The sequence below is a fragment of the Nitrosospira sp. Nsp11 genome, from assembly GCF_900142705.1.
GTDB lineage: Bacteria > Pseudomonadota > Gammaproteobacteria > Burkholderiales > Nitrosomonadaceae > Nitrosospira.
The window spans coordinates 33568-57424 of the sequence record NZ_FRBV01000017.1 but is presented as its reverse complement, the minus strand read 5'-3'; the positions used below and the strand labels follow the sequence as shown (position 1 = coordinate 57424).

Here is a 23857-nt window from a genome sequence, read left to right as displayed (position 1 = left end):
GCTTAATTCCTGAGAGGCTTCCCGGTCTTCAGCGTATGCTCCACGCGCGCTTGCGTCTTTTCGGTTGCCAGTAGCTCTATGAATGCGGCACGCTCCAGCTCCAGGAACCAGTCTTCATCGACCACGCTGCCGGGAGTCAGTTCGCCTCCACACATGACGTGGGCGATCCTGGTGCCGATCAGGTAATCATGGTCCGAGATGAAATTGCCTTCGCGCATGTTTACGAGCATGCCTTTGATATTGGCAATGCCGGTAGAACCGGCCACCGAAATATTACGGGCTTTCAGCGGCGGGCGATATCCTGCTTCAGCCAGGGCGATCGCTTGCGCCTTGGCAACGTAAAGTAATTCATGCCGGTTCATCACTACCGGGTCGGCAGCGCGCAGATAGCCCAGTTCTTTTGCCTGCTCGGCACTTTTTGATAGCTGCGCGGTTGCGACGTTCTGAAAATAATTTTTCAGTAAAGGGAAAGGATCGCCGTCTTTCGCATCCCGCGATGCTCTCAATGCAAGTTCCTTGCAACCGCCCCCCGCAGGCAATAATCCCACGCCAGCCTCTACCAGGCCGATATAGCTTTCCATAGTCGCTACCGCACGGTCGCAATGCATTATAAATTCGCAGCCGCCTCCCAGCGCGAGGCCATCCACGGCCGCTACAGTGGGAATCATCGAGTATCGGAGGTCCTGCGAAGTTTGCTGGAATTGCGCAACCATTGCTTCGATTTCGGCCAATTTGCCTGCCATCAATGCATCTGCCAGATTGAGGCCGCGCGCTGCTTTGAGTACCGCAGACTGCGCTGTTTTCCTGATTTTTTTTGCCAGGACGCTGAAGGCGGAAGGAGGTTCGTCACCTTTCAGGCGCGCCGTGGCTTTTTGAAGATTGGCACCGGCAGAAAATGGAGGCTCAGTTTGCCAGATCACCAAGGCACGCCAGTTCCGTTCGGCTTCATCAATGGCCTGTTGCACTCCATCCAGCACATCGCTTCCGATGGTGTGCATTTTGCTCTTGAAGCTGAGAATGGCTATGTGGTCATCGGCCGAGCCATTGCCGCCGGACTCGCCCGTATGCCACATCCGTACCGCATCGCTCTCGAATATTGTTGTGCCATATTGCGCACGCTCACTCAGCAGCCTATCCGGAAACAGCTGCCGCCGGTACACAGGCAACGTCGAACGTGGCCGGAAGGTATTGTTGGACGGCGCAAAGGATCCCTGTGTTCTATGTACGCCCTGTATGCTGATATCGATTGCTTGGCTGGCGCTTTGCCCCAGTTCCCGCACCCATTCCGGCAACGATACTGCGCTCATGCTTTTGCCGGCCGCGATATCCTCGTTTATCCACCCGGCAATTTCGCTCCATCCTGCCGCTTGCCAAATCTCGAGCGGTCCCTGGTTCCAGCCGAAACCCCAGCGCATCGAGAAATCAAGGTCGCGTGCATTGTCGGCGATTGCGCCGAGATGAACCGCACAATAATGAAACAGATCGCGGAATATGGACCATAGGAATTGTGCTTGCGGATGTGAATTCGCGCGCAACGCGCCAAGCTGGCTCGCAAGATTTTTACGTTTGAGCAGTTCCTTTATGTCGTCCTCGGCCGTACCTGCCGAGAGAATATATGCGCCCTTCGCAAGGTCCAGGACATGGATTTCCTTGCCCATCTTCTGATATATGCCGCGCCGGGCTTTCTGCCCGAGTGCCCCTTTATCCACCAGGGCTTGCAGCCAATCGGGCACGGCATAGTATCTGTGCCATGGATCTTGCGGCAGCGTATCGCGCATGGTAGCGATCACATGTGCAAGGACATCGAGCCCCACCACATCCGCCGTGCGGAAAGTCGCGCTCTTGGGCCGACCAATGAGAGTGCCGGTCAAGGCATCCACCACGTCGAATCCGAGGCCGAATTCATCTGCGTGATGCATGGTGGCGAGTATCGAAAACACGCCTATCCGGTTAGCGATAAAATTCGGCGTGTCCTTTGCACGAATTACACCCTTACCCAGGCATGTTACCAGGAACGCTTCCAGATCATTGAGCATCGCGGCATCGCTCTCCTTGCAGGGGATCAACTCTGCGAGGTGCATGTAGCGGGGAGGGTTAAAAAAATGGATGCCGCAAAACCGGTGGCGCAAGTTCTCGGGGAACGACTTTGCCAGCTCATTGATGGAGAGCCCCGATGTGTTGCTGGCAAAAATAGTGTCCTCGCCGAGGTGTGGCGCGACCTTTTTATACAACTCGCTTTTCCAGTCCATGCGCTCGGCGATGGCTTCGATCACGATGTCGCAATCCCCGAGCAATTCCAGGTTCTGGTCGTAGTTCGCCGGTTGAATGGAGGCGGCCTTGGCTGCCATAGACAGTGGCGCAGGATCCTGTTTTTTTAAATTCTCTATTGCTTTGATGACGTTGGCGTTGGGACCCCCCTGCTCAGCGGGCAGCTCAAATAATAGCGTCTCGACGTTGGCATTGACCAGATGCGCCGCGATCTGCGCTCCCATTACGCCGGCGCCGAGGACAGCGGCTTTGCGCACCATGAATTTACGATTATTCAATGTCGCCTCCAGTTCGATCCGTTTTTTTTCATCAGGAAAAACCGCTGCGTGAGCATTGCGGCATTCTTGCCTGCTTACTCCTTAAACCCTTACCCATTACATCAAGGTATCGTATTACCGGCCGCTCGGCGAGAACAATTTCTTGAATATTATTCGCTGAGCTCATTTGCCGGTAATCGGCAAATGAGCTACAAGAATCTCGAGTTTTTGAACAAAACCGTTATTCCTGTGGAACGACGCGCGGTCTGCGATTCTCGTCCACAGCGACGTACGTCAGGACTGCATCGGTCACCCTGCAGCATATTTCATCGATTCCGTGACGAAGACCCCGTTGTGCATAGACAGTGACGTCCACCGTGATGGAAGTTCGGCCTACCTTGACGATCTTGGCATAAAAACTCACGATATCCCCGACAAATACCGGCTGCTTGAACACGAAGGAATTCACGGCTACGGTGGCAACACGCCCACGAGCCCTGCGTATTGCCGGAAGGCTCCCCGCAATGTCCACCTGCGCCATGATCCAGCCGCCGAATACATCCCCGGCATAATTGGTGTCCGTTGGCATCGGCACGAGGCGCAGTATCGGATCGAGCCCCTCGGGCAGCGATGTATGAGTTTCTGTGTCGGTATTCATTTTCCATCCCAGGGTTTAAATTGCCAGCTTTGGCCAGTCAGTGGGGCTATGCACGATATTATTTTTTAATCGTCGGGCGAAGCCCGACCTGCTTGGCGCCAGTCTTCGCGCCCCGGGTGACATACGGGCACGCCACCTATCGATTCCTAATGCCCCGCATATAGCCTGCTCACCTCGGCCTGGTAACGGCTCAGCACCTGCGCGCGACGCAGCTTCAACGTAGGCGTCAGCATATCGTTCTCGACAGACCATGGCTCCTGCGCCAGCGCCACGCGATATATTTTGGCATAACCGGGAAACTCTTTTATTTGACGGGTGATGCGCTCCACGAGGATTTCTTCGAGCTTCTGGTCTTGCGACAGCCGGCGCAAATTGCTGTCAAGATTATATTGCGCCGAAATGCTTTCCCAATTGCGGGTGTTCAGAACCACCAGCGCGCTTAGATACGGGCGGCCTTCTCCAATCAGCATTACCTGCTCGAATAACGAGTCATGCAGAATCGCCGCTTCGATGGGCGCCGGGGGAATTTTCTGGCCGGTGGACATCACGATGATTTCCTTCAGGCGACCAGTGATGGTCACCCGGCCTTGTTCATCAATACACGCGATATCGCCGGAATTGAGCCACCCGTCAGGCGTCATTATTGCCTCGGTGGCTGCTGGATCGTTCCAGTAACCGAGCATGACGTTGGGGCCGCGAACCAGCAAAGCGTCGTCTGAGCCGAGTTTCACCTCTACTCCCGGGATGGGACGCCCTACGCTCGACGGAAGGTTGTCCTCAATGGTGTTGCAGCATACGACCGGGCTGGTCTCTGTCATACCGTAGCCTTGCAGGATGGGCAGGCCCAAACCGATAAATACCCGTGAAACCTTTGTCGGTAACGCCGCGCCGCCGCTCATCGCCTCGCGTAGACGTCCGCCCAGCTTGCTCATTACCTTCTTCGCCACCAGGGCTTCCAGCAGTGGCCATAACATGTGAGAAAAAAGCCGGGGACCCCGCTGCTGCTGATACTCAAAGCGGCTGTAGCCGGTGTCAACCGCCAGATTGAACAGTTTTCTGCTCAAAGCCGAACCTGCCGCCAGCTTGGCGTGAATGCCGGCATAGACTCGCTCATAAATTCTCGGGACGGAAACAAGAATAGTGGGCCGGATGATCAAAAGATCTTCTTGCAGTTGGTGAACCGAGCGGGCATATGCCACCGTTGCACCGCGCATCATCGGAGCATAATAACCGGCAGTGCGCTCAAACGTATGCGACAGCGGCAAAAATGAAAGCAGTAGATCGTCCTGCATGATGGGCACCACTTGCAGGCAGCTATGCGCATTCGTAAGTATATTGTAATGGCTCAGCATCACCCCCTTGGAGCGGCCGGAGGTGCCGGAGGTGTATATGATGGTGGCAAGTTGATGCTGATCGCGGCTTGTATCCTCCACCTCTTCGGCTTTTCTTTGCGGATCGTCCAACGGCCAGTCTGGCAGCCAGTCATGCAGGGCAAGCACGAGGCCATCGTCTTTTTCTCCAGGACTTCCCTGAACCGTAATGACGCGCAGGAGATGGGCAATCTGACCCCGTACTTCATGAAACGCTTGCCATTGGGCCAGTTCTTCGAGCAATAATACTTTAACGCCTGCGTCGTGCAAGATGTAGGCAGCGTTCGCGGGCCGGTCGGCTGTATAAAGTGGCACGACGACAAGCCCCAGCCTTAGCGCGGCTTGCTCGAATATCACCCATTCCGGGCAGTTTCGTAGCATCACCGCGACCCTGTCGCCAGGCAAGAGTTTTTCTCGCGTGAGGGCAGATTGCCAGTGCGTGATGCGCTCATCCATCTGTTTCCAGGTGAGATCGCGCCATTTACCACTGGAGCGGTCATAATCCCGATAGGCTACCGCCTCGGGCGAGCGACGCGCCCGCTCGCGGAACAACCCGTCAAGCGTTCTGGCGGCTTCCACCGGGATAACATCCGTAAGATTACGCGGTTTGGTTTGCATCATTGGCTTTCACCGATGTATTTTTGTTGGGCCGGATAGGGTTAACGGCTTATTATCGCCTCATGCACCGGTTGGGCTGGCGCAGTTTCTGATGTTCCGCCTGATGCGCGGCCAAAATCCGCAGGGAAATCGTCCACCATGACCACGCGGCGGCGCATGGATTTCATTTTTCCCATCAACTCCAGTTCGGTTGCGGTGATAACTCTCTGCTTGAGCGCATCCGCAATTCTCTCATCGCCCTGAGCGGGAATCCGGCCTGTTTTGACGGCGGCGCGCAATTTGGTTTCCACTGCTTCGCACACGACCGCGCACTGAAGCGCCTGTTCCAGCATGCCCAGCGGTTCGTCGGCCGAGGTAGGCATATATATACCCGCGGTCAGGCGGTCTCGCGCTTCTCCTGGTGACAGCATCAGCGTGGCGATTTGATGTCCTAACTCATCTGGGGGCGGAGAGAATGGCTTGCCCAGCGGGAACACCACAAACCGCAGGAGGCGCGCGGTGAGAATACGGCCAGGAAAATTATCCAGCACGCCGTCAAATGCTTCCTGCATGCGATAAAGCGCATCCTGAACAGACCAATGCACCAGCGGTAAATCAGCTGAGGGCCTGCCGTCATCCTTGAAGCGTTTGAGCACCGCCGAGCATAGATAAAGCATGCTGAGAATATCGCCAAGCCGGGCGGACAGTCTTTCCTTGCGCTTCAGCGCGCCGCCCAAGACCAGAAGGGAGATATCGGCAAGAAAAGCGAAAGCGGCGGAGAAACGCGTCAGTTGACTGTAATAACGCTGCATTTCGGTGCCCACGCTGCCCGGCGCACTGGCGAGAGATGCACCGGTGAGTCCATGCAACAAGGAACGCAAACCGTTCCCCAATGTAAAGATAATGTGTCCCCACAACGCCTTGTCGAATTGCACTGAAGAACGCACGGTATCGCCATCATTGGCTGCGCGAATTTCTTCCAGCAGGTAAGGGTGGCAGCGTATTGCCCCCTGACCGAAAATAATCATATTACGAGTAAGGATATTGGCTCCCTCCACCGTAATGCTGACGGGGATATGCTGATAGTTGCGCCCCAGGTAATTGCTGGGTCCCAGGCATATGCCTTTGCCGCCATGCACATCCATCGCGTCGTTAATCGCCTGGCGCCCGCGCTCGGTAAGATGATATTTGACGATCGCCGAGATGACCGAGGGCTTTTCGCCCAAATCGACTGCTCCCGCCGTCATCATCCGCGCCGCATCCATCATGTATGTATTGCCGCCGATGCGTGACAGCGCTTCTTCAACGCCTTCAAAGCGTCCAATCGGCGTCTTGAATTGCACCCGGACCCTGCCGTAAGCCCCGCTGGTGCGCGCCGCCAGCTTGGCCGCGCCGGTGCTGGTCGCGGGCAGCGAGATCGAACGCCCCACCGCAAGACAGTTCATCAGCATACGCCAGCCGCTACCCACTCCTTCGCGCCCGCCGATTACCCATTCCATGGGGATGAAGACGTCTTTTCCCGAGTTGGGGCCGTTCTGAAAAGCCGCATCGAGCGGAAAATGGCGCCGGCCGATGTTGACGCCCGGTGTATTGGTGGGGATCAGCGCCAGCGTAATACCGAGGTCTTTCTGGTCGCCTAATAACCCATCCGGGTCCTGCAGTTTGAATGCAAGCCCGAGGAGCGTCGCCACCGGGCCCAGCGTGATGTAGCGTTTTTCCCAGGTAACCCTCATGCCGAGCACACCTTCGTCGCCGTTGTATTCGCCATGGCAGACAATGCCTAAATCCGGTATTGCGCCTGCGTCCGACCCGGCATCAGGCCCGGTAAGTGCAAAGCATGGCACTTCCAGCCCTTTTGCCAGGCGCGGCAGATAATGGTTCTTTTGCGCCTCCGTGCCATACTGCAACAGCAACTCGGATGGCCCCAGCGAATTTGGCACCATGACCGACACCGCCGCCGTGCCGCTCCGCGAGCTGATCTTCATGACTACTTCGGAATGCGCCAGCGCTGAAAAGCCAAGGCCGCCATATTCCTTGGGAATGATCATGCCGAAAAAGCGGTTGTCCTTGATAAATTGCCAGACGTGCGGTGGCAGATCATACAGCTCGCGCGTAATATGCCACTCGTCCAGCATGGCGCACAACTGCTCGACCGGACCGGCAAGAAAGGCTTTTTCCTCTGCGTTGAGCTTTGGTTTGGGATAAGCCAGCAACTTGTTCCAGTTTGGCTTGCCGCTGAACAGCTCGCCATCCCACCACACGGTTCCGGCATCCAGCGCTTCCTGTTCGGTTTGGGAAACCTTCGGCAGGATTTTTCGAAAAACCTTAAGCAGCCGGTTCGAAATAAGTGCGCGGCGAACGGCCGGGACGAAAAAAATAACGCCAATAAGCAGAACCAGCGTCGTAAGCAGGGAAGCGGTCAAGATAATTTTCCTGCGTAGGTCTGCAACGACTGTACCCGAGTATTTTTATGGATGCCGGATGAGATCAATCAGCTGCGGCCGCAGTCTCGCTTCCACTATTTCGCAAGCTCATCTTATTATCCACCTTCTTGATGCCGTCCACCATCCAGGTGAGCATATTGACACGATCCATCTGTGTCTGATTATCTGCGATACCGCTCAGCATGACTTCGCCGTTATGTGCCTCTACCCTGACATCCAGATGCCTGACGTCGGGATCGGCCAGTAGCGCTGCCTTTATCGTGCTGTTGAGAGTGCTGTCGTCCACCCCCTCCGCGGTTGGAGGAGCCACCCAGGACTCGTGCACCCTCTCCTCCGATTTTCCGCATCCCGCGGTGGACAAGGCGCCGATGAGGATTAATGTCCAGATAACCAGTTTATGCCTATCGTTCATTTTGTTTTCCTTATCAGAATGGATCCAAAAAAAATTAAAATTAGATGTAACAACCCCGTGATTATGAAACCGTCGCAGCTTTTAAGCCAGTGTCTGCGAGGTACCCGCGCACCTGCTCCGGCAAATTTTCTGCCAGGCAATCGAATTCCCGCATCTCTTTCATGGAACGCAGCCAGGTGAGTTGTCGTTTTGCCAATTGCCGCGTAGCAGCCAGCGCCATTTCGCGCATTGTTGCGGCGTTGATTTCCTTTTCCAGATACATCCATACTTGCCGATACCCAACGCAACGCATCGAAGGGCTTGCATCGTTCAGGCAGAATTTATCACGGATTGCCCGAACTTCATCGATTAATCCCAGCGTGAGCATTGCCTCGAAACGTTGCGCAATGCGCTGATGCAGTGCTCCCCGGTCGCCGGGAATCAAAGCAATCTTGATCGCGCGATAGGGAAGGCCGGCATTTCTGGGCTTCTTCAAAATCTCCGACATGGGTTTGCCGGCCAAATAACACACTTCCAGCGCGCGCTGTATGCGCTGGCTATCTGTAGGCTTGATACGCGCCGCGCTTGCCGGATCAAGCTGTAACAGCTCATTGTGCATTTCGTGCCAACCGTTCTGTTCCGCTTTGGCTTCGATCTGCCGGCGCAGGCTGCTGTTTGCGGGAGGGAGAGCGGAAAGACCTTCCAGCAGCATTCTGAAATAAAGCATCGTGCCGCCCGCCAGCAACGGAATATTGCCCCGCTCCGTAATTTCGTGCATTGCGACAAGCGCGTCATTGACGAATTGAGCCACGGAATAACACTCATGCGGCTCGATCAGGTCGATGAGGTGGTGTGGTATGAACGCCATGGATTCAGCGTCCGGTTTAGCGGTGCCGATATTCATGTGCCGGAAGACCTGGGCTGAGTCCACGCTGACGATCTCCACGGGGAAATGCCGGGCGATTTCCAGCGCTATGCCGCTTTTGCCGCTTGCGGTAGGCCCCATCAGAAAAATCACAGGGGGAAAGGTGGCGGCTTCGGGCCTTTCAAGTTTTACGCTTTGTTCTGTCAACGGGTAAACGGGGCGAGGACGGCTCATATTCTTGATCGCACGGCGATCACGGCCATTTTGTGTTTTTTTTGTAAATTCCGGGTTTAAGGATTTAAGAAGGAGGTTGGTGACGCCATGAAAAAATCATTAAACGCCATATTCGATTGAATGGCAAGGGTGGATTTTTTCGGTTAGAATTCCACTTTTCCCACACGTCACGCCTTTCGCGCTCACCTTTTCGCGCCCGCCGGTTTGTCGACACCCGATACTATTCCATGATTCTTGTCCTGAGACCGGATACTCGGCCTGATACTCCCGAATTCAAACAGTTGCTGGCGCATCTTGCCAATCTGCCCGGTATTTCCACGCGTGTACATACTGAAGTGGGTATCGAGCAGGCGCTTACCGAAGTTTATCTGATCGGAAACACCAAGGCCCTGCTAATCGAGGAAATGCAAAATCTGCCCTGTGTCGAGCAGGTAGTCCGGATCTCGGAGGAGTATCGCGTTCTCGGGCGGCACAAGGACGACCACAGGCCTACCCACTTTGACTATAACGGCGTGCGCTTCGGGCAGGATACGCTGAACGTTTTCGCCGGACTATGCGCCGTGGATACGCTGGAGCATGTCGAGCTGATGATGCAAGCGCTAAGGGATAACGGCCAGGTATGCACACGTATGGGCGCCTATAAGCCGCGTACCAGCCCATACTCGTTCCAGGGCCATGGCAAGGCCTGCTTGCCTTATGTTTTCGAGCTGGCGGGGAAATATGGCATCAAAGTGATAGCCATGGAGATTACTCATGAATCCCACGTGGAAGAGATTTGCGAGGCCCTGTACCGGACGGGCAACTCCACCGGCGTCATGTTGCAGATAGGGACGCGCAACACACAGAATTTCGAATTGCTGAAAATCGTCGGACGCCAGCAGGATTTTCCGGTATTGCTCAAGCGCGGCTTCGGCATTACGCTCGATGAATCATTGAACGCTGCGGAATACCTGGCGTCCGAGGGTAATCGCAAAGTCGTCTTTGGCTTACGGGGCATGAAAACCAACATGGCGGATCCTCATCGTAACTTCGTGGATTTTGCGCATGTACCGGTAGTGAAGCGCCTCACACGCATGCCGGTCTGCATTGACCCCTCGCATTCCGTCGGCCTGCGCGCTGCTTCGCCCGATGGCATACTCGATATCATGCACGTGACCGCCCAGGGAGTGATCGCGGGCGCTAATATGGTGTTGGTGGATTTTCATCCCGTGCCGGGGAAAGCGCTGGTGGATGGGCCCCAGGCAATGCTGATCAGGGAGTTGCCCTTTTTTCTGGAAGATGTCCGAATCGCGCGTGAGGCGTACGAACAGCGTGTGGCCCTGGCTGGACGTTATCAGGAGGATGAATAGCTTCCCCTCGTCTTCTTTCCAGGGAATTGTCTAAAAATTCCGGTCTGTGAGCTCCGCTTCGGAAGCCTGCTCACTTCTAGTTCCCATGTCCCGCAAATTCCGTAAACAAATACGGCATAATGTTTTAATACTGCTGCTTGTGTTTCCGGTGTGGGTGTCGCCTTCTACCGGTATCGGTATCGCTGGCGTTGTTCAAGCTGCAGAGAAAACCTCGTCGCTTTCTGCGTCCTCCCCTTTCCCAATCAGCCTGGTCGATGATCGAGGACACGATATCCGCCTGGATCGATTCGCCAGCCGTATCGTCTCGCTTTCCCCGAATATCACTGAACTGGTGTTCTCAGCCGGCGTTGGCGATAAACTCGTAGGCGCCAGCCGCTACAGCGATTTTCCCGACGCGGCCAAGTCTGTTCCTGACGTAGGCGATTCTTCCAGTCTTGATCTGGAGAGAATCATTACGCTCAAGCCAGATCTCGTGATTGCATGGCGTAGCGGTAATGGGCGGTCGGATATCGAGAAACTGGAGAAATTAGGCTTGACCGTTTTTGCCGCCGAGGCAACCAGGCTGGAAGACATTCCGCGGCTGTTGCGGACAATCGGCAAGTTGACGGGAACGGCAGCGCAAGCGGAACCTGCGGCAAGCGCTTATGAAGAGGAATTGCAGCAAATCAAGCGTAATTATGGCGACCGGCGTAAAATTAGCGTATTTCAGTTAATCTGGCATCAGCCGCTGATGACGGTAAACGGTAAACACGTCATCAGCGATATCATCAACATTTGTGGCGGCGTCAATATTTTCGAGTCCGCGTCTTCGTTAACGCCTGTGATATCTGCGGAAAACCTGCTGGAAGCCGATCCCCATGCCATCATCAGCAGTGTACCGCTGGGGCCGGCTGAAACGGGGGTAGAGGCGCTGTTTCGTCGATTCCCGCATATTCAGGCTGTCCGAAGCGATCATTTGTTTTTCGTGCACCCGGATCTCTTGCATCGCCAGACAGTTCGTATATTGCAGGCTGCGGAAACCGTGTGTGCGCAGCTGGAGAGCGTCCGGTCAAGCCGGGAAAAAAAGATGATGCGGCAAAATGATGAACGGTCAATGATACGCGCAGGTTTTCAAACGCTTAATACAAATGGAGCCGGATTTCATTGACAGAAAGTTATCTTGAGGAATTATATGAATGCTCTGGCAGCCTGTCGGGCTTGAAGAATCGAAGCGAAAAAGTGTTTGGGCGATGGCAGATTTTGAGGGTTTTGAAGGCCAATGGTTATTCTATTGGCCGAAAAAGCGGCGAAATATGAACCGGCCAGACGCTTTTGCAGCCGATTTCCTTCAAGTCCGACAGGCTGTTAAAATAAGGGTCCGGCTTTTTGCATGGGTTACCGATTTCCCTATCCGCGCATGCGTCCGCGTATGTGCCATAAATGAACGCTGAACAACAAACGATATCGCCGACAACGGCCAGTTGATGGAATCGTTTTTATGGAGAATGAATAATGATCAAGGTATTACTTGCTAACCCCCGCGGGTTCTGCGCTGGCGTCGATCGCGCAATCGAAATTGTCGAACGTGCGTTGACAATGCATGGTGCGCCGATTTATGTGCGCCACGAGGTGGTGCACAACCGTTTCGTGGTGGAGAACCTGGAAAAAAAGGGAGCTGTATTTGTCGAGAATCTCGACGAAGTACCCGTTGGCAGTATTCTGATTTTCAGTGCGCATGGGGTCTCTCACGAAGTGCGACGAGAAGCCGAGGCGCAACAGTTCAAAGTGTTCGATGCCACCTGTCCGCTGGTGACCAAAGTTCATATTGAAGTGGCAAAGATGCGGGAGCAAGGGAGAGAAATTATCATGATCGGCCACGCGGGTCATCCGGAGGTTGAGGGCACGATGGGCCAGGCCGAAGGAGACGGTCCTTGCATGTACCTGGTGGAGACAGAAGAGGATGTCGAGAATTTACTGGTCAAAGACCCGACTCATCTGGCCTACGTTACCCAGACGACCTTGTCGGTGGATGACGCAACGCGAGTGATCAAGGCCTTGAAAAAACGCTTTCCAAAAATTACCGGGCCAAAAAAAGACGACATCTGCTATGCGACGCAAAATCGCCAGGATGCAGTGAAAATGATGGTCAAGCAGTGTGATCTCGTCATCGTTGTCGGCTCACCCAACAGCTCTAACTCTAACCGCTTGTGTGAAGTCGCGAGAAATGCCGGCGTTGACGCTTATATGATAGATCGTGCCGAGCAATTGCAGGAGAAGTGGCTGGAAGGAAAAGACCAGATCGGTATCACCGCTGGCGCCTCGGCGCCGGAAGTGTTGGTGCAGGAGGTAATTTCACGGCTAAGACAGATAGGAGCAGGACAAGCAGGAAGAGACGTGGTCGTAGAGGAATTGAGCGGCGTGGTTGAGTCGGTAGTGTTTCCGTTGCCTAAAAATTAATCGCAGCCAGGAACTGGAACCTTTTTTCACGGGCAAACATCTTGATCGGGCGAGCGTAGCGGTGCGATGCCGGCGTTATCCGGCGAACCGTCCCGCTTCATTGTTGTCATATTATTGCATCTGCGTTTTCGCTTTCTTGTCGCTTTCGCAGGACTGAAAGATAAAGGGCTCGGGCGGTTTATTTGGATCGGCTCTTATCGGGAATAATTTTATTCTCAGTGCGAGATGTTTATCCCCCGTCAGAATATGGCAAGCTGCCGCTGAGGTGACTGCTCGTTTGCCACGTTCCTGTGCCTCTAGCATCCATTTGATTCCAGAATATTTATTGGCAGAATTATCTGGGGCGAGAAGTCTTCATCCAGATCTTCTTCTTCGTGCGCGCCATCTATCCCAACAGGATGGCTTGGACAAATGTTATATGCCGCGACGGCCAGGAGAAGGGAGGCAGGGAGAACGCATTGCAAGATTCCGGCTTATATGAATCTTGATGGCGGTACGCAACTTGTTACACATCAAAAAAAACTAATTATTTATCCAGGTCGGCCGGGCAATCGGCCGTTGTAATATTGATGCAACACATACAGGAAAGGGCCAGGAAGATACGTATGGCTATCTTCGATGTGGACGGAGTCCTTACCGATGGTACTCTCTTCCTCACAGATGGCGGCGAGGAGATCAAGGCATTCAATAGCCATGATGGCCATGGTCTGAAAATGCTCAAGGCGAGCGGCGTCAAAATCGCGCTGATCACTGGCAGAAAATCGCGCTGCGTCGAACTGAAGGCAAAAGATTGGGGCGTGACCGTCGTTTATCAGGGGGCAAAAACTAAATTGCCTGTATTCGAGACCCTGCTGGAGGAACAGGAGCTGGATGCTTCGGCTTGTGCGTATATGGGGGATGACCTGATAGATTTACCGGTGATGTTACGTTGCGGTCTTGCTTTCTCTGTCCCTGCAGCGCCTTCTCTGGTGAAGAAGCATGCGCATTACGTTACGCGTCTTGAGGGCGGGCGCGGTGCAGTCCGCGAGGTATGCGAAAGGGTCATGCAGGCGCAGGACACGTTGAACGCTCAATTGGCGATGTACCTTAAATGATCGCCCGCCTGTATTCCGGGCTTCCTCTCATTCTACTCGCTCTGCTCGCGGCGCTGTTATTCTGGCTGAGCCAGTCGGTACGAACGCCTTCTCCAGCACAAGACAACGAAATTGGCCGTACCCCCGATTACATGGTGGAAAACTTCTCGGCCATTCGCACGGATCAGGATGGTTTTGCGCGCCAGATGCTTGTAGCGAAGGAAATGATCCATTACCCGGACGACGATACTACTGATCTGGAACAACCCCTTTTTATCAACACCGAACCCGGTAAGCCGGCACTGCAGATAAAAGCGGATAAAGCGAAGATGTCCAGCAACAACGAAGACATTTATCTCACGGGTAACGTTATGGTATTGAGGAACGCTGCCAAAGGCCGGAGCGAGACAACCATGACGACCAGTTTGTTGCACTTGATTCCCGATGATGACATCGCCAAAACCGATAAGCCCGTGGTTATTACCGAAAAAAAATCTGTTATCAACGCAGTCGGCATGGAAATGAACAGCCGCACCAATATCATCCAGTTGTTCTCACGCGTAAGAGTTATTCATGACAATGCACGCTAGGGAAGCCCTCGGCAAGCGCCATGCGAATTCGACGGCAGCCGCTGCGAACATCGGACGGGGCGGGATATTTTTTACTATATTTTTTGCTTCCCTGCTGTTTACAGGACCGGTACTGGCGGAGCGGGCGGATAGCGATAAGCCGGTTCATCTGGAGTCTGACCGGGCCACTGTCCAGGATGCCAACAAGCTTGCTACTTTCATTGGTAATGTAGTCCTCACGCAGGGCACGCTGATTATTCGCGCTGACAAGATGACGGTAAAAGAAGACGCCAACGGTTTTCAGCACGCCACGGCTTTCGGTAATCTTGCCAGTTTCCGTCAAAAGCGCGATGGCAAGGACGAGTACGTCGAGGGTTGGAGCGAGCGCATGGAATATGACGCCAAGGCGGATAAGGTGCAGCTCTTCAAGAAGGCGAGACTGAGACGTGGTCAGGACGAAGTACATGGCGATTATATTTCTTACGATGCACTGAATGAGTTTTTTCAGGTGACCGGGAACAACGATACGAGCGCTCAGAGCCATTCCGAGGGGAGAGTGAGGTTGGTTATCCAGCCGAAGAAGAAGGAGCCGAAACCAGCCGCTGAAAAAGATGAATGAAATCGACCAACGCCCCGATTCCAAAAAAATGAGCGAATTAAAAGCCGTTAATTTAAAAAAGCGATATAAATCCCGGACGGTGGTGCAAGATGTTTCACTTTCTGTCAGCAGCGGTGAAGTGGTCGGCCTGCTGGGCCCCAATGGCGCAGGCAAGACCACCTGTTTTTACATGATGGTAGGGTTGGTGCCGCTGGATGGGGGCAACATATCCCTGGACGATGGCGATTTAAGCCAGATGCCTATGCACCTGCGTGCGCGCCTTGGCTTAAGCTATTTGCCACAGGAGGCTTCAATTTTCAGGCGGCTGTCCGTAGCCGATAATATTCGGGCAGTACTGGAACTGAAAAATTATACGGGCGATGAAATGCAGCAGCAGCTCGACGATTTGCTGCATGATCTGCACATCAGTCATATACGGACCAATCCGGCAATCAGCTTATCCGGGGGCGAGCGCCGCCGTGTCGAAATCGCGCGCGCGCTTGCAACGCAGCCGCGCTTTATCCTGTTGGATGAGCCGTTTGCGGGTGTGGATCCTATTGCTGTGCTGGATATCCAGAAAATTATCGGGTTCCTCAAGGAGCGTGGCATCGGTGTGCTCATTACAGACCATAATGTCAGGGAAACGTTAGGAATTTGTGATCACGCCTATATCATCAGTGAAGGAAAGGTCCTGGCTAGCGGAAATCCTGAGGAAATCATCTATAATGAAAATGTGAGAAAAGTATATCTGGGGGAACATTTCAAGCTGTGAAAAAGATTCGGTCCGCACGAATCTTGCCTTACCGTGGGTATTCCAAATTATGAAGCCTACTCTCCAGTTTAAGCTGTCACAGCACTTGACGCTTACTCCGCAATTGCAACAATCCATACGGCTGCTACAGCTTTCCACGGTCGAGTTGAACCAGGAAATAGAACGTATGGTTCAAGAAAATCCCCTTCTGGAGCTTGACGATCATATTGGCAGCGATATCATCGATTATCGGAATATGCCCATCGATATTCGGGCGGAGCCCTTATCGGATCTGATTGAGATTCCGGATGAAGCCGGTGCGACATTGCTTCCTATCGAGGACAGCTCCGATACGAGAAAGATGACTGATGAGTCAGACTGGTTCTCGGACGATAGAGCCGTTCGCAACACGCGGGATGACGACGACGAGCGGGATTTTCAGCAACAGGCGGCAGAACCGCCCAGCTTGCGTGAGCATCTTAACCTGCAGCTAAGCCTTAGCCAGATCCCGGAGCGCGGCAGGAGAATCGTTGGTTTACTGATCGATAGCCTGGATGACGACGGCTATCTTGCACAGGATCTTGAAGAGCTCGTTGAACTGTTGCCGCCCGAGCTCGCGATAGACATCGACGATCTTCACAATGCTCTGGAACAGTTGCAACGCATGGATCCTCCGGGCATTGGGGCGCGTAGCCTCAGGGAATGCCTGCTCATGCAATTGCATGCGTTGCCGGAATGTACTCCTTACCTGGATCAGGCGTTGCACCTGGTGAACGACGATCTTGAAAGTCTGGCATCCCGGGATTTCGCCGCCATTAAAAAGCTGCTGCACTGTGATGATGAATGTCTGCGATCGATTCAGCAACTGATTACCCGGTTGAACCCGAGGCCCGGCATGGCATTCAGTTCCGCAGTCGCCCGTTACATCATACCCGACGTCATTGTGACAAAGATCAGCGGTTCTTGGGCGGCCAGCCTTAATCCTGAGGCAATGCCCCGCCTGAAAATCAACCGGCTCTATGCTGATATCCTGAAACGTTCTCATGATGATTCCGCACGAGGCCTATCGGGCCATCTGAATGAGGCGAAATGGCTCATCAAGAACGTACATCAGCGTTTCAGCACGATACTCAAGGTATCCTCGGCAGTTGTCGAACGCCAGCAACAGTTTTTTGAGCATGGCGCGGTCGCCATGCGCCCCATGGTATTGCGGGAAATTGCGGATACGCTTGACTTGCATGAATCTACGATTTCGCGGGTAACGACGCAAAAATTCATGCGGACGCCACGGGGCATATTCGAATTAAAGTATTTCTTTGGCAGTCATGTAGCGACCGACACCGGCGGCGCCTGTTCCGCCACCGCAATTCGTGCTCTGATCAAGCAAATGATAAACGCCGAAAATGCGCAGAAGCCGCTGAGCGATAGCCAGATTTCAGAAATTCTGGGGCAGCAGGGAATTATGGTTGCCCGCCGTACCGTGGCAAAATATCGGGAATCCATACAAATTCCCCCCGTTAATCTTCGCAAATCATTTTAATCCAAGCCAAGGAGAAAGGATGAATCTCAACCTTACCGGTCATCACATAGAAATTACCCCTGCGATGCGCGATTACGTTACTTCAAGGCTGACCCGGGTTATGCGTCATGTCGACTACGTTATCGATATCAACGTGATTCTATCGGTGGAAAAGCTCAGGCAAAAGGCTGAAGCAAATGTCCATGTGCCAGGCAAGGATATTTTTGTCGAGGCCGACGGTTCCGATATGTACGTTTCCATCGATAACCTGGTGGATAAGCTTGATCGCCAGATACTCAAGCACAAGGAAAAAAATGAAAGCCATCGTAATATCGGTGTGTTAAAGAATCGGGATGTCGAACAGCCTGAATAATCGACTCCATCAGGACTTTAGCACTGCAAGATAAGCGGAAGCGTTGTTCCCCGGTCCTATCACCTGGAAGATGCAAGCCAGAATGCCTCGATTTAACGTTACACAGCTATTTGAAGATAAGCAGTCAAAGCTGAGCCTGACCTGGGAGGCCGGTAAAGACGGTGGCGACCGGTATCTGGACGCGGAAGCCGTTGCCCGCTCGACACAGGGAATGATCGGTCACCTCAATTTCATCCATCCTAACTGGATACAGGTGCTGAGCCAGACCGAAACCGAGTATCTCAACACCCTTGGTGCCGAGTCCCTGGCACAGAGTATGCAGCAGATCGCACAAAGCGACCTCTTGTGCATTATCGTTGCGGGCGGCTGCTCAGTGCCAGACTCGATAAGAGCCTTGGCAGATGCCACCCGCACTCCCCTTTTCTGTTCACCCTACTCCAGCCTGGAAGTGATCTGGACGTTACGCCCCTACCTGGGGCGCGTCCTTGCGCCCTCCTGTAGCCGCCATGGCGTACTGCTGGACGTTCTGGGAATGGGCGTAATGATCACCGGCGAAAGCAGCGTGGGCAAAAGTGAATTGGCGCTGGAACTCGTGAGCCGGGGCCATGGGCTCGTTGCCGATGATGTCGTGGAACTTTATAGAATTGCGCCAGAAACGCTGGAAGGATGCTGTCCTCCGATTTTGCGTGATTTTCTTGAAGTGCGCGGACTGGGGATGCTGAACATTCGAACTATCTTTGGCGAGACCGCGGTACGCCGGAAAAAAAACATGAAGCTCATCGTGCATTTGCAAAAACCGAGCAGCACTGATTTCAACGCGATGGAACGACTGCCGATCAACGATGTTACTGAAAGCGTCCTGGACGTCAATATCCGCAAGGTTATCATCCCGGTTGCCGCTGGACGAAATCTGGCCGTGCTGGTAGAAGCGGCAGTACGCAATTATGTTCTGCAACTTCGTGGTATTGATAGCGCCCAGGAATTCTTTGCGCGACATCAACAGGAAATGGAAAATGGTCAAAAGCATGAAAATGAACTTTGAATTGCAGGGCGGGAACCATTAATTCTCCCCTTGTATTCGAGAAATGCAGCTGATCGTCATTAGCGGCCTTTCCGGTTCCGGCAAGAGTATCGCCCTTACCGTTCTCGAGGATAGCGGCTACTATTGCGTGGACAATCTTCCAGCAAACCTGCTGCCGGAAGTGACGGTGTATTTGAAGGAATCCGGACACCAGCGCGTAGCGGTCAGTATCGATGCCAGGAGCCGCGAAACCTTGCATCTGTTGCCGCAACGCTTGGCCGATCTAAGGCGGCAGGGAATGGAAGTGCACCTGCTGTTCCTTGAAACTAAAACCGATACGCTGGTAAAGCGTTTTTCGGAAACCCGACGCCGCCACCCACTCAGCGATAACCACTCGACTTTGCGGGAAAGTATAGAGCTGGAACGCGAAATGCTGCGTGACATACACGATCTCGCGAACCGCATCGATACCAGCGATTTGAGCGCCAGTTCATTGCGCGCATGGATAAGGGATTTTGTAGGTCTGGATCATGCATCCCTGACTCTTCTGTTCCAATCCTTCGGCTTCAAGCATGGCATTCCTCTGGATTCCGACATGGTATTCGATATACGTTGTCTTCCCAATCCGCATTACGAGGCGCTTTTGCGGCCTCTTACCGGAAAAGATGGCGCGGTAATTGAATACCTTGATGCACAAGCCAGCGTCAATAAAATGTTTGAGGACATCAAGCGATTCGTGGATGACTGGCTACCCTGCTTCGTACGCGACAATCGCAATTACCTGACTGTGAGTATCGGTTGCACCGGCGGACGTCATCGCTCGGTTTATTTCGCCGAACGGTTGGCGCGATATTTTTGCGGAAACAACCAGGTTTTGGTACGGCACAGGGAGTTTGATGTGTAGGGCTTCTGAAGAGGAAGGAGAAAGCGCAAGCTCATTCCGGTACGAGCGACGCATCGTCTTCTTCAACCCATATGGAAAATATGCATAAGCTTGCGCGCAGCGTTGCGGGCTGAATGTCATCGCTGGTTATGAGCCTACCGAAGTGTCTCTGCCGCGCATTCCTCGGGAGAAATTAACATCAGGCCGGTTGTCGCTACCCGATAAATTCCGGCCTCGGTTACAATAAAATCCATTGGAATATCGTGCGGTTGCGGATGCGCGCTGTGCATCCGCAAAATTTCGAAGGCTACGCCGATGGCCAAGGGCCGCGGAGTGATCGCGATCAAGGTACGATCGAAATAACCGCCGCCATATCCCAGCCTGAAGCCCAGTTCGTCGAAGCCTATCATTGGGATCACCAGCGCGCCCACCGTTACCAGGCAGGTGTTATCCGGTACCGGAATGTCATAGGCTCCCCTTTTCATCGGCGCATCTGGCCACCACTTGCGAAAACGCAGCGGTTCCTTTTTATTCACTACTTCGGGCAGTGCAAGCGTCGCACCACGTTCCCGGATAAAATCCATTAGGGCGCGCGGATCATATTCGCCACGATGAGGCCAGCAAAACCCCACAACGTTTTGTTGCAAGGATGGAAAGCCCTGTTCCAGCAAGGCCGTAATAGCCGTACTCCAGCGGCGGTGCTCCCCTTCCGTGACGCATTCCCTGCGTACCATCAGCTCGGCGCGCTGCTGCTTTCTCCACTCTTGCCAGTTATCCATCATTCTGAAGAGCTATCTGCGAAGGCGATACCTGGTTTCCTTCCATCACAACTGCTTTTCGACGGGTGTGTGATGATCACGGGCAGCATATTGCATGAGCAGTTTTCTGACGGGGGAAGGAATGGCTGCCTTCAGTGCGTCATCAAACGTTATCCAGCTTTCGCTCCCGTCCGGCGTTACGGCTGAGGGGCATGAAACCACTTGCAGTGGCTGTGGATGAATCCGCAGCCTGAAGTGAGTAAAGGTATGATCGAACGGCTGCATCTGCGCCAATGGCTCTACTTTCATGCCAAAACGCCGCATGCAATGTTCGCCTGCACTTTCGCTCACCGACATTTCGGGCAGACACCATAAATTGCCCCAGATTCCCACGGCCGGGCGTTTTTCCAGAAAAATCCGCCCCTGCTTCATCAGCATCAGAACTGCCATCTCCCGCTCCGGTAGCGACTTTCTCGGCCTCGGAACCGGGAGCTTATCCGTCCGGTTATCCCGGAACGCGATGCAATCCCGTAGCAAGGGGCATGACGAACATTTGGGCTTGCCGCGAGTGCAAATCGTGGCGCCGAGATCCATCAGCGCCTGGGTATAAGCTTCGATCCCGTTTTCGGCGTTGCTCTCGTCTTCGCCGGGCAGCAATTCCTCAGCTTTTCGCCACAGTAGGATCTCGTTCTTTTTCTCTCCGGTATAGCCATCGATTCCGAAGTAGCGAGCAAAAATACGCTTGACGTTACCGTCGAGTATCGCGCATTGTTGCCCATAAGCAAACACGGCAATTGCGGCAGCAGTAGAGCGTCCAATGCCGGGCAGTTGCTGGATCACTTCCACGTCTCGAGGAAAGACGCCTCCATGGTCTGCGATAACCAGACACGCAGTCCGATGCAGATTTCTTCCGCGCGAGTAATAACCGAGCCCGCTCCATTGCGCCAGCACATCATCGAGGGATGCCGAAGCAAGGCTTTTGATATCGGGGAAGCATTGCAGGAAGCGCAGGTAGTAAGGAATAACCGTACTCACCTGCGTTTGTTGCAGCATGATTTCAGACAGCCATATTGCATACGGGTCGCGGGTGTTCTGCCAAGGCAGGTGGTGGCGGCCATGATCTTTTTGCCAGTGGATCAGCTTTGTGGCAAAAGAGTTCAATGGTGGTCCCGATACTGACCGGTCCTGATATTCAGTTTCACACCGGACGACGTGACGTTAGCGGCTTTCAGTACGCCGATCCGGATCGAACCCTGGATATTCAAATCCTCCAGATCATCGAATAAGGATAAGTCGAGCGTTTCATCCACACGTTTTGTGCTCGCAACTTTTTTTGTAAACTTTCTTGCCCCCTGCTGCTTTTGCTGGGGCGCCAGAAAGCGATCCAGATCAAGCTGGCCGATATCCACCAAAAAATTGAGAACGGGCTGAGGTAAGCCCGGAGTTAAACCGCTTGCTTCCAAATTCCCTTTGATATCGCTGCCCCCCAGTCTGCCATTAAACTGCATCTGTGCATTTTGGGCCAGGCCATCCACTGAAGCGCTACCCTTCAGGTTACCACGGAGCCCATCCGACGCGCCGAAGCTGTCGGCATCGATAGTTGCCACCAAATCCGGCAAGTCCAGCTGCTGAGCAGTCACGCTGCCGGCGAGCGGAGAAGCAAGCATGGCCTTGACGACTCTCTCCTTTTTGTGTGATTCCAGCTCAACCGTTAGCGCGCTGCTCCTGAAATCGCTTATCGTACCGTTCACGCCTGAAAGAGAAAAATTACCATTGGTGTTACCCCCGGAGCCGATAATTTTCAGCACCGCAACGATTCCCTCACTGGCTACTTTTTTTCCATTCAAGCTTAATCGCGGTGCGTCCAACTGCATATCGAGGTTATTTCCCCCACTTATTCCAGTCATGCCGAGAGTCAGCCCTGTGACCGTGAACTCGTCGCCAACCGCGCCAGCAGCAGCAAAGCGCGCGGAGAAATCACCGGTGGAATTAATCACGAGGTGACTGATCCCGTTAATTGTTCCCTTGCTCTCAAGGTTCAGGCCACTCACGGCGTAATATTGATTGGCTGCATCCAGCGTTAAATCAAATGACAGCCTGATGGCCTGGTCGATCTCAGGCTGTTCAGGTTGATTCATCCTGAACGTCAATTTCAGTTTGCTGCGAATAACATCATCCACCGAACTGGACCTGACATCGATCTTGTCAGCCTTGAGATTGAGGTCACCGAATATATACTGCTTCTGGCTGACTTCATCGCGAAAAATGAGCGTACTTTTTTCCGCGCGAACGCGACCAACATCGAATTTGAATTGTTTCGCCTCGTCGCTTTTAACGAGCAAATCATCAATATTCGTATGCCCATCCGTAAAACGGATCAGATTGGCTTTCAGTCCCGTTACCACGATCTCATCCAGTTCCAGTTGCTTCCTGAGCAAGGGAAAAAACGCGAGAGATACCAGAATGTTCTCCGCAGAGGCAAACTCTTCGTCATTTTGATATTCGCTCAGCGAAAGGCCATTGATCTCCGCGCCGAGCCTGGGAAAAAACGTGAGCTTGATATCGCCATCGAGCTTGAGGTCGCGCTGATTTTTCTCCTTCACTAACTGGATGATCTGAGGCTTGTAGGCGTTAGGGTCGAAGGTCGCGGCAATATATATGGCAAGACCGGGCAGCGCAATCGTCAGGGTAACGGAAAATATGATTAAAACATATCTGGGATAACGGTTCATAGGCCGGGAAAGGTGGAGCGGGTGAAGGGAATCGAACCCTCGTCGTAAGCTTGGGAAGCTTCTGCTCTGCCATTGAGCTACACCCGCTTCATGGGAGAATTATACGATGGAAACGTCGTCATAGCCGCTATAGTAGTAAGATGGAATGACAAAAACGCTATACATAGCCATGGCGTCCCTATAATCGGTTTCTTGATCAAGCATCAACTGTAGTCGTTGAGATACCGGCAAATATTCAATGCCGATTCTCGGGAAAAGCGCATTCTCGGGTGTAAGCTGTCGAGGTAAAGGCAGGGTAAGTCAAAAACGAACGTATAGAAGTCCTCATTGTCGACTATGAGGCTGCTCCACCGTATAATCTGCATTAAACCTGCTAGATCTGCATTAGACCTGCATTAAAAAGAACGTTATTGCTCAAGCCAAGTCACAGTTAATCCCAGCGTATCCGCTTCAAGCGACTTTTAAAAATGATACAACTTATCGTTAATGGTCAACCCCAGCGCTTTCCCGTCTCGCCTGCGGAAACAGGAACTCGGGACACAGATGCTGTGGCGCTGAACGTAACACAATTGCTGGAGCACATGGGATTGCAGGGCAAGCGTATCGCCATAGAGCGAAATGGCGAAATCATCCCTCGCAGCAAGTTCGACCAGCCCATCCTGGTGGAAGGCGATCAGCTTGAAATCGTCGTGGCCGTAGGTGGGGGCTAAG

Annotated in this window: 21 protein-coding genes and 1 tRNA gene; 12 read left to right on the top strand and 10 right to left on the bottom strand. The window is 53.4% G+C overall.

Translation table 11 applies throughout. The features are described from left to right. Positions 1-2: 2 nt before the first annotated feature. The 6 genes from BUA28_RS14080 to miaA form a co-directional block, all read right to left on the bottom strand. Entirely contained in the window at positions 3-2528 is a 2526-nt protein-coding gene (locus BUA28_RS14080; RefSeq protein WP_072768748.1) for a 3-hydroxyacyl-CoA dehydrogenase/enoyl-CoA hydratase family protein, read from the bottom strand. A gap of 238 nt (positions 2529-2766) precedes the next feature. Next, a complete protein-coding gene (locus BUA28_RS14075) occupies positions 2767-3183 on the bottom strand; it encodes an acyl-CoA thioesterase (protein WP_072768747.1) in 417 nt (138 codons plus the stop codon). Between the two features lie 146 nt (positions 3184-3329). Beyond that, entirely contained in the window at positions 3330-5171 is a 1842-nt protein-coding gene (locus BUA28_RS14070) for an AMP-dependent synthetase/ligase (RefSeq protein WP_072768760.1), read from the bottom strand. Between the two features lie 41 nt (positions 5172-5212). Further along, the gene (locus BUA28_RS14065) at positions 5213-7573 is read right to left on the bottom strand and encodes an acyl-CoA dehydrogenase (RefSeq protein ID WP_072768746.1); all 2361 of its coding nucleotides are present in this window, start codon (positions 7571-7573) and stop codon (positions 5213-5215) included. 64 nt (positions 7574-7637) lie between these two features. Beyond that, positions 7638-8006, bottom strand: a complete 369-nt coding sequence (locus BUA28_RS14060; protein WP_072768745.1) for a BON domain-containing protein — start codon at positions 8004-8006, stop codon at positions 7638-7640. Positions 8007-8067: 61 nt separating this feature from the next. Next, positions 8068-8991, bottom strand: a complete 924-nt coding sequence (gene miaA / locus BUA28_RS14055) for a tRNA (adenosine(37)-N6)-dimethylallyltransferase MiaA (RefSeq protein WP_218587274.1) — start codon at positions 8989-8991, stop codon at positions 8068-8070. Between the two features lie 320 nt (positions 8992-9311). On the opposite strand from miaA, the gene BUA28_RS14050 reads away from it, so the two are divergent. From BUA28_RS14050 to rapZ, 11 genes are all read left to right on the top strand, one after another. Continuing rightward, the gene (locus BUA28_RS14050) at positions 9312-10433 is read left to right on the top strand and encodes a 3-deoxy-7-phosphoheptulonate synthase (RefSeq protein WP_072768743.1); all 1122 of its coding nucleotides are present in this window, start codon (positions 9312-9314) and stop codon (positions 10431-10433) included. 85 nt (positions 10434-10518) lie between these two features. After that, a complete protein-coding gene (locus BUA28_RS14045) occupies positions 10519-11580 on the top strand; it encodes a cobalamin-binding protein (RefSeq protein WP_072768742.1) in 1062 nt (353 codons plus the stop codon). A 344-nt stretch (positions 11581-11924) separates the two neighbouring features. Then, positions 11925-12869 (top strand): 4-hydroxy-3-methylbut-2-enyl diphosphate reductase, encoded by a 945-nt coding sequence (gene ispH, locus BUA28_RS14035; RefSeq protein WP_072768740.1) that lies wholly within the window; start codon positions 11925-11927, stop codon positions 12867-12869. A gap of 569 nt (positions 12870-13438) precedes the next feature. Next, positions 13439-13963 carry a KdsC family phosphatase gene (locus BUA28_RS14030; RefSeq protein WP_072768739.1) on the top strand — a complete coding sequence of 175 codons (525 nt, stop codon included), beginning with the start codon at positions 13439-13441 and terminating at the stop codon, positions 13961-13963. After that, on the top strand, positions 13960-14532 hold the full coding sequence (lptC, locus tag BUA28_RS14025; protein ID WP_072768738.1) for an LPS export ABC transporter periplasmic protein LptC: 573 nt from the start codon (positions 13960-13962) through the stop codon (positions 14530-14532). The genes BUA28_RS14030 and lptC overlap by 4 nt, the downstream gene beginning before the upstream one ends. Next, complete coding sequence (lptA, locus tag BUA28_RS14020; protein WP_256325275.1) at positions 14516-15130, top strand: lipopolysaccharide transport periplasmic protein LptA; 615 nt, start codon at positions 14516-14518, stop codon at positions 15128-15130. The genes lptC and lptA overlap by 17 nt, the downstream gene beginning before the upstream one ends. Before the next feature lie 28 nt (positions 15131-15158). Continuing rightward, positions 15159-15881, top strand: coding sequence for an LPS export ABC transporter ATP-binding protein (gene lptB / locus BUA28_RS14015; RefSeq protein ID WP_072768758.1), 723 nt, complete (start codon positions 15159-15161; stop codon positions 15879-15881). Positions 15882-15930: 49 nt separating this feature from the next. Further along, positions 15931-17400 carry an RNA polymerase factor sigma-54 gene (locus BUA28_RS14010; protein WP_072768737.1) on the top strand — a complete coding sequence of 490 codons (1470 nt, stop codon included), beginning with the start codon at positions 15931-15933 and terminating at the stop codon, positions 17398-17400. Between the two features lie 19 nt (positions 17401-17419). Continuing rightward, on the top strand, positions 17420-17752 hold the full coding sequence (gene hpf / locus BUA28_RS14005) for a ribosome hibernation-promoting factor, HPF/YfiA family (protein ID WP_072768736.1): 333 nt from the start codon (positions 17420-17422) through the stop codon (positions 17750-17752). An 82-nt stretch (positions 17753-17834) separates the two neighbouring features. Continuing rightward, a complete protein-coding gene (hprK, locus tag BUA28_RS14000) occupies positions 17835-18794 on the top strand; it encodes an HPr(Ser) kinase/phosphatase (RefSeq protein WP_072768735.1) in 960 nt (319 codons plus the stop codon). A gap of 43 nt (positions 18795-18837) precedes the next feature. Beyond that, on the top strand, positions 18838-19677 hold the full coding sequence (gene rapZ / locus BUA28_RS13995) for an RNase adapter RapZ (protein WP_072768734.1): 840 nt from the start codon (positions 18838-18840) through the stop codon (positions 19675-19677). A gap of 134 nt (positions 19678-19811) precedes the next feature. On the opposite strand, the gene BUA28_RS13990 is transcribed toward rapZ, so the two are convergent. The 4 genes from BUA28_RS13990 to BUA28_RS13975 form a co-directional block, all read right to left on the bottom strand. Continuing rightward, on the bottom strand, positions 19812-20435 hold the full coding sequence (locus BUA28_RS13990; protein ID WP_072768757.1) for a 5-formyltetrahydrofolate cyclo-ligase: 624 nt from the start codon (positions 20433-20435) through the stop codon (positions 19812-19814). 45 nt (positions 20436-20480) lie between these two features. After that, positions 20481-21575 carry an A/G-specific adenine glycosylase gene (gene mutY, locus BUA28_RS13985; protein ID WP_072768733.1) on the bottom strand — a complete coding sequence of 365 codons (1095 nt, stop codon included), beginning with the start codon at positions 21573-21575 and terminating at the stop codon, positions 20481-20483. Next, the gene (locus tag BUA28_RS13980) at positions 21572-23146 is read right to left on the bottom strand and encodes an AsmA family protein (protein ID WP_072768732.1); all 1575 of its coding nucleotides are present in this window, start codon (positions 23144-23146) and stop codon (positions 21572-21574) included. The genes mutY and BUA28_RS13980 overlap by 4 nt, the downstream gene beginning before the upstream one ends. Positions 23147-23159: 13 nt before the next feature. Beyond that, a tRNA-Gly gene (locus BUA28_RS13975) sits at positions 23160-23233 on the bottom strand. A 380-nt stretch (positions 23234-23613) separates the two neighbouring features. Here BUA28_RS13975 and thiS point away from each other — a divergent pair. Next, complete coding sequence (gene thiS, locus BUA28_RS13970) at positions 23614-23856, top strand: sulfur carrier protein ThiS (protein WP_072768731.1); 243 nt, start codon at positions 23614-23616, stop codon at positions 23854-23856. The last annotated feature ends 1 nt before the right edge of the window (position 23857 follow it).